Consider the following 6,872-nt stretch of genomic DNA (forward strand, 5'->3'; position numbering starts at 1 on the left):
CCCCAGCTAGTATTCCAGCCCAGGCCGGCGATAGTAGCGCTCCACTGCGGGCCTACGCCGCTACGCCGGGCAGCATTTTCTCGTTCTGAAGCCGCAGGCGCTGGCATAGCACGCGCATAATATTGCGGGCAACCTCCGAGCACTCTTCCATCACATCGTAGAAATCCTCCTGATCAATCCGAAAGACCACGACCGGACCCAGCGCTACGGCGGTGGCGGACCGGGCTTCCGCATCCAACAAGGCCAGCTCCCCAAAGAAATCGCCTTTTCGGAACGTTGTCAGTTGAATAGGGCCGTCGAAGATTCCAACCTCCCCCTGGCTCACAATAAATAAGGAGTTGCCCAGGGTGCCTTTGCCGAAGATGTCCTGATCAGCTTGAAAAGAAATCTCCTTCATGATAGGCACGATGGTACCCAGGACGTTCTCGGGCGTTTCGGCAAAGAGAGCGGCACCTTTTAACAGCAGGACGCGCTCCCGCGCCGACACGCAGGAAGCGGAAGCGTGAGGATTAGTCATAAGCAGCTGATGGGAATCCGGGTAAATGGAAATTAGTTGGTCGTAAGCCGCGGGGCGCTGCACGGGCAGCTGCCGCAACACGGCCAGGGCACTCTCCTGAATAAGAATATTGTCAGCCAGCAGGTGCGGGTGTAAATACAGCACCGTTTCCGGGTTCGGGTGCCACTGCAGCAGCGCCACGCTGATCGTCCAGGCCGAGAAGGACGAGGACCCACGTCGCACGATAGCAGTTTGAATAAGCTCGGCGGAAGTTAGGGGGCCTAACAAGCTATCGAAGGTTTGCACCTTATCGCGCAGCCGGCCGGTATCGAGCAACGCCTGCAGGCCCTGGTAGAGCGGCCGGGGTATCAGGTTATCCAGAATTTCCAGGGCATTGGCCTGCCGCTCGCCCGCTGAGTGGGCTACGCCGCGCTGCGCATCCAGAATATGCTGGCGCTCATATATCTGCATCAGCAGCCAGAATAAGCGCTGCTGACCTTTTTTGAGTTCGTAGCGCAAGGCTGAGCGCAGTTCCGCGTTGGCAGCGCTCATGCCATGCAACACTTGCTGGGCCAGCCGCATTTCCTTCTCCACCAGCCGCTGAAACAGGGGCGCCTCGGTGGGCACCGTGGTGTAGCTGCTCAAGGCCCGCAATACGGCCGCCCGCCCGTGCAGATTGGCAGTCTGAGCGACTTCCACCAACACCTGCCGGGCTTCCCGGGTAGCCAACCGGGCACCTACCTGGGCCAGCAGATGCAGGTAGCGCCCATCCGTTTCCCGCGTTAACGCTTCCTTGATCCGCGGCAACGCCCCCGCCCCAATTCCCACCAGGCTGTCGGCCACAGCATGTCTTACCGCTTTGTTGCGCAGCAAACGCAGCAGCTCATCCGTCAGGGCTGGATTGGTTGTATCGGCGGCGGCCGTTACGGCGGCCCGCACTACCTCCGGCACTGGGCTGTGCAGGCAGGTCGTCAGCAGTTCACTTTGCTGCTCGGGGGCCAAAAACCGGATCAGTCCCAGCGCCAAGAGGCGGGAGTTGGGTTCAGCGGAAGCCAGGATGGTCGTCAGGCTTTCCCAAGCCTGGGCATCGGTGGGAGCTTTCTCCAGCCGTCCCCGCAGGGCTCCCCTCCGCACGACCATATCCGGATGGTGGAGCAAATCATTCGCCTCGGGGTGGCCACCGGCCAGGGTGCTGGCTGTTTCGCGCAGCTTCGGATCCGGGTCGTCGAGGGCCAGGCGTCGCAGCAAGCCTATATCGGCCTGGTGGCCCACCAGGCTAAGCACGCGCGTGCGCACCCGGCTATCCGTATGCGCGAGCAAGGCCCCGGCGTTCTGTACCAGTGCGCCTGATCCGGCTTTCAGCAAATCTTCAATGGCCTGCAGGGCTTCCTCCGCACGGTTGTCCGGCTCGTCCTCTTCCGTCGTGAGGTAGTCGCTGGGGGGCAAAGCAGGCTCCGTGGGGGCCTTAAACCGTAAGCCCAGAGCGCCCTTGAGCTCATCCAGATATTTCCAGTAGGTACGCCGCAGCAGAAAAACAGCCCCCAGCAGCAACAGTCCCATCCACACAAATGGCACCCACTCATTCAGAACTTGAGAATCGCGTAAGCCCAACAGCAGCAGTCCCCCCAACCCTAAACCCAGCGGCTCATAGAAACCTTTGACGAGCGTATGGCCTTCCAGCCGCTCCAGGGGCGTAAGCGGTTGAAAGAGCAACAAAAATACCGGCTCAAACATGGCCCGCCGCAGCACTTCCAGCACCAGATAAAGCCCCCCAAAGTACACCAGCAGTATAGCAGGGCCGACGGCAGCCACGCGCAAGGCCCCAAATAGCAGAACACCGGCCAGGGCCGTAAGCGGCAGCAAAGCCAGGGTCCAGCGCACCCCAAGAAGGTCGATGCCGTGGCGCGTGAAGAGCAGCTTAAACAGCATGGCCAGCAGGTAGGTAAGGGCCAAAACGCCCCCCACGTACTGGAGAATCGTCGTCTGATCCTGCAGCTTGTACTTCACGTTCACAAAGAAGATATACTCCACCCCCACCGCTACGGCCGCGATGGCCGTCAGGCTCAAGCCCATGGCGTGAATCAGCGGGCTGGCCCCAAACATCTGCCGTACCAGCGCCGACTGCACCGGCCGGGCTCCCCGCGGTACCCCCGGCCGCGCCACCACTTGCCCGGACCTAAACGTGGCCCCCTGAATCAGCGAAGCCAGCACATACGCCCCGCCGGCGGTCAACAAGAGCACGTACAACTCATTATAGGCGTGCACGACCACGGCCAGCACGGCCCCAATGGCTTTGGCGGGCATATCACCGGCGCTGATGACGCTGAACAGCCGCCGCCCCTGCCGCACGTTAAAGACCACCGCCGACATGCCCCAGAACTCCAGATTGGTCAGCAGATAAATCAGGCGGTAGCCGGTCATGATGGCTACCGCCGTCATGACCGATGGGCCCGACAGCAGCAGCAGCGCCAGCACCAGCGTGATCACCACGGCCACCAGCAGGGCGCGCACGGCCAGCTTTCGCAGCAACCAATAGTGTTCAAAGTGCGCGTAGAGCCTGCCCACGGCCATCATAGCCAGGGCCCCCACGCAATACGCCAGGGGCAGGCTGCGCTCCGGGTTTTCTTCCAGCAGCAGTACATTGGCCGTCACGTACACCAGAATGGTGCCGAGGCCCAGCAGGAAGTTGTGGGTAAAAAACAACCAAACCGTCTTTGTCTCGCCGGGCCGTATTCCCAGAAACCGGGTTAGCTTTTCCATTAGAGATCTTTTGTTAAAAATGCCCCCCACCAGGCGCGGGCCGATTTCATTGGGGCTGGACCGGCTAAAACGGGATGACTTAGTGCAACGCGCGCTTTTTTACCAATCCACCTTTGGTATCGCTGATGCTCTGCATGACTACAAAAGCGTTCGGATCGATTTTATGAATCTCATCGGTCAGCCCCACGACCTCCAGCCGGGTAACGACCGTGAAAATGGCTTCTACTTTCAGGTGCTGATGACCGTGCGAACCGTAGCCCTGGGTGACCTCAAACACGGTAGCGCCGCGGCGCAGCTTGTCGGTTATCATCTGCCGGATTTCCGTGCTGTGGAAGGAAATAATCGTCAGGCCCGTGTATTCCTCAATGCCCACCAGCACGAAGTCTACGGTTTTGGCGGCGGATAAGTAGGCCAGTATAGAGTATAAGGCAGTTTCGATGGAAAGCAGCCACGCCGCGACCCCAAAGATCATGATATTGATAATCAGCACAATGTCGCCAATGGACAGCGGCAGCTTTCGACTAAGCCAGAGCGCCAGAATTTCCGTGCCGTCGAGCACGCCGCCGCCCCGCATGGTCAGGCCAATACCCGCCCCCAGAAAGAAGCCGCCAAACACGGCAATCAGCAGCTTATCATCCGTGACGCTGGGAAAGGAAACCACGAGCAGCGCCCCGGCCAGGGCCAGAATGGTGAGCAGGGTTTTGAGCGCGAACTTGCGTCCCAGTTGATAGTAGCCTAAGACAATAAAGGGGATATTGATAACCAGAATCAGCAGCGACAGGGATATGCCTGTCAGCTGACTCACCAGCAGTGAAATACCAGTGACGCCGCCATCAATAAACTCATTGGGCAACAGGAAGCCCTTCAAACCCAGTGCCGCCGAAAAAACACCCGCCAGCAGCAGCAAGGTTTGCACTATTGTTCGGCGCACCCAGCGCTGCGACAACGTGTACAACAGCTTATAGTCGGCGGGGGCGGCCTCCGCGTCCTGCACGGGCACCGCCACTACTTGCCGGGCGTAGCGTTTAGTGCGAAAGCGAGCAGGAATCAGATGATCGAGCAACATGGCCACCAGCAAAAGCCAGATGTTTACTACCGATATACTCACAGGCGGCGGGCCAGCAGGAGGCCACTGCCGGATCAAAGCAGAAAACGCCAGTCACGAGCTCAACGCTAGCACCGGCACCAAAGTACCGAATCTGATCTGGCACCCTTTGCGCTGGTATTCACCAGGAATAGACCAGAGAGCACTATCCGAAAATATCGATTTAATTTAAATGAATAGCAAAATAATACTTGCGCTACGCCTGGGCAGGGCCCAAAGGCAGCGATATGGTAAATTCCGTGTATTCACCTTCTTCACTTTCCACGCTGAGCGTGCCGCCGTGGCCTTTGGTAATAATGTCGTAGCTCAGCGAGAGGCCCAGCCCTGTGCCCTCGCCCGTGGGTTTGGTGGTGAAAAAGGGTTGGTATATTTTCTCGCGCACGGCCGCCGGGATGCCGTTGCCATTATCGCGCACCCGCACCCGCACCGTGTTGCCCACCCGGCGGGTTTGCACGCATATCTGCGGGGAGTAGCCAGGCGGCGCTTGCCGGCTCTTTTCCGCCACGGCGTAAAAAGCGTTAGTGAGCAGGTTCAAAAAGACGCGGCTCAAATCCTGGGGCAACACCAGAACCGGCGCCAGATCCGAGTCCAGCTCAGTGAGCAGCGTCGCGTTGGAATCCTTGTTCTTGGCCCGCCAGCCGTGGTAGGCCAGGCGCAGGCTTTCCTCTAGCAAGGTATTGATATCGGTGGCCTGCCGTTGGGTGCTACTAGCCCGCGAGTGCTCCAGCATACTTTTCACGATGCGGTCGGCGCGGTGCCCGTGCTGGTGAATGCGGCTCTGGTTCTGAATGAGCTCCCGCAGGAGCAGCTCGATGGTGTCTTGGCCTTGTTCCGACAGCTGCTCCCTGGCCAATTCTTCCTCCAGCTCCGCCACCAGCTCCACGCTCAGGTCGGCGAAATTGGTGACGAAGTTCAGTGGGTTCTGCATCTCGTGGGCAATACCGGCCGTCAGCTCCCCGAGACTAGCCATTTTCTCGCGCTGCACCAGCTGGGTCTGCGTCGTTTTCAGCTCCGCCAATGCCTGCTCCAGGTTGTTGCGCTGGGCGACAATCTCGGCGGTGCGGGCCGCTACCTGCTGCTCCAGCTGCTCATTTTGCTGGGCCAGAATCTGCTGCTTCTCCTGCTCCTGCACCAGGCGGCGGCGCTGCTCCCGAATCAGAATGGTCACGATGCCCAGGGCCAGCAGCAGCAGGATGGGGCCAACGAGCAGAAAGGGAATCAGGACGTCGGGCATGGCACTAGCCAGCTAAGCGCAGCGTAAAAAAATAACGAAGCGACGGGTTCTAAGGTAAGCATCCGGGGGGCAAATTCAGCCGCCCCGCTCCCCTCATTTATTCTGGAGAAGCTGGACTGCTTCAGACATAGCGGAAGGGGTGAGCGGGTGGAAGACGACCGGCAACAGCGCCGGAAGCTTTTGTCCGAGCAGCCGATATGGCCGGCGCCCCCAGCGGCTATAGTGCAGCCAGCGCGGCAGGGCGCCGCCGGCTGGCACACTCAAAGGAGAAAAGCGAAACATCCAGGCAAACAAGGCCATTTGGACGGCGGCCAGAAACGTGTCGGGACTGCTCAGGAGCATATCCAAGCGGATATTGGTGGCCACGTCGTAGCCGGCACTATACAGTACATTGATGCCCACGTAGGTAACCACCGAGCAGGAGCAGTACACCAGAATGCCGACGCTTAAAAAAAACTCCGGCTGCTGCTCCAGCTCGAACGGGGAACTGCGCGTCAGATAAACCACATGGATAATGGCCAGCGTGACCAGCATAAAGCAGCCCAGGGCGTGCGCGTAGCTGTTTACATCCGTAAAAAGGCCATTGAGCAGGGTCGCATCCAGCACGGCCACGAGCAGAAACACGGCTATACTGGCCCGAATCAGGCGCTGTACCCGCCCCGGCGGCAGCAGACGCTGATAGGTACCCCCCAGCAATACTACCATTAGCACCGTCGTCAGGTGGAAAAGATACACGTTGTTATGAATGGTGATGCGGCTTAGCGTATCCAGCGGGAAGAGAACGACCTTCGCAGCCACATAATAGAACACCAACCGGAGCTGGGCCGGAATATGCCGCCGCCGCAGGCAGGCGCAGGCGAAGGGCAGCACTGACGCAGCTTCCAATACCCGATTGATTTGGTGAAGTGCGACCCAGGCATCCATTTTATTTTATGCAATACGGCGATACTTGATTAATCTACAAAAGATCCACCACAGTTGTCAGGGCACCTCTCAGCGCTTATTCCCAATTTATATTCCGGGGAAAGCGTTTTATTTCCCAGATCAATGTCTTTACCCGCGGCATCTACTCTTACCACCACCATGTGGGTTTGTCTCTTCTCTGCGTCCCGCGTGCTATCTGCTAAGTAAAAGCGTAGGCCGGCGCAGTTGCAGTTCTTGAGCATGGAATCTAAAATCGCCGCATCGAAATAACTGCTACGCAGATCTTTCGGGGAAGTCCTTCGCCGGTAATTCTTAACATACTGCCCACCAGCAAGAAGACCAAGTCTGTTGCT

5 protein-coding genes are annotated in these 6,872 nt (G+C 58.8%); all 5 read right to left on the reverse strand.

Annotated features, from left to right (window positions below):
• Positions 1 to 52: 52 nt before the first annotated feature.
• Complete coding sequence (locus B9A24_RS18010; protein WP_084447408.1) at positions 53 to 3,256, reverse strand: cyclic nucleotide-binding domain-containing protein; 3,204 nt, start codon at positions 3,254 to 3,256, stop codon at positions 53 to 55.
• Between the two features lie 79 nt (positions 3,257 to 3,335).
• Positions 3,336 to 4,364: a YitT family protein gene (locus B9A24_RS18015; protein WP_234997492.1), complete on the reverse strand. Its 1,029-nt coding sequence runs from the start codon at positions 4,362 to 4,364 to the stop codon at positions 3,336 to 3,338.
• Positions 4,365 to 4,557: 193 nt separating this feature from the next.
• The gene (locus B9A24_RS18020) at positions 4,558 to 5,595 is read right to left on the reverse strand and encodes a sensor histidine kinase (RefSeq protein ID WP_084447409.1); all 1,038 of its coding nucleotides are present in this window, start codon (positions 5,593 to 5,595) and stop codon (positions 4,558 to 4,560) included.
• A 93-nt stretch (positions 5,596 to 5,688) separates the two neighbouring features.
• Positions 5,689 to 6,519, reverse strand: a complete 831-nt coding sequence (locus B9A24_RS18025) for a hypothetical protein (protein ID WP_084447410.1) — start codon at positions 6,517 to 6,519, stop codon at positions 5,689 to 5,691.
• A 29-nt stretch (positions 6,520 to 6,548) separates the two neighbouring features.
• On the reverse strand, positions 6,549 to 6,872 hold a 324-nt coding region (locus B9A24_RS22815; RefSeq protein ID WP_234997494.1), incomplete at its 5' end, for a hypothetical protein.

It is taken from the genome of Hymenobacter roseosalivarius DSM 11622, assembly GCF_900176135.1.
In the GTDB taxonomy this organism is placed as follows: domain Bacteria; phylum Bacteroidota; class Bacteroidia; order Cytophagales; family Hymenobacteraceae; genus Hymenobacter; species Hymenobacter roseosalivarius.

What these genes read in the sequence shown, in the direction of transcription:
- B9A24_RS18020 (WP_084447409.1), bottom strand. Translation starts at nt 5,595, where the DNA reads ATGCCCGACGTCCTGATTCCCTTTCTGCTCGTTGGCCCCATCCTGCTG.
- B9A24_RS18010 (WP_084447408.1), bottom strand. Translation starts at nt 3,256, where the DNA reads ATGGAAAAGCTAACCCGGTTTCTGGGAATACGGCCCGGCGAGACAAAG.
- B9A24_RS18025 (WP_084447410.1), bottom strand. Translation starts at nt 6,519, where the DNA reads ATGGATGCCTGGGTCGCACTTCACCAAATCAATCGGGTATTGGAAGCT.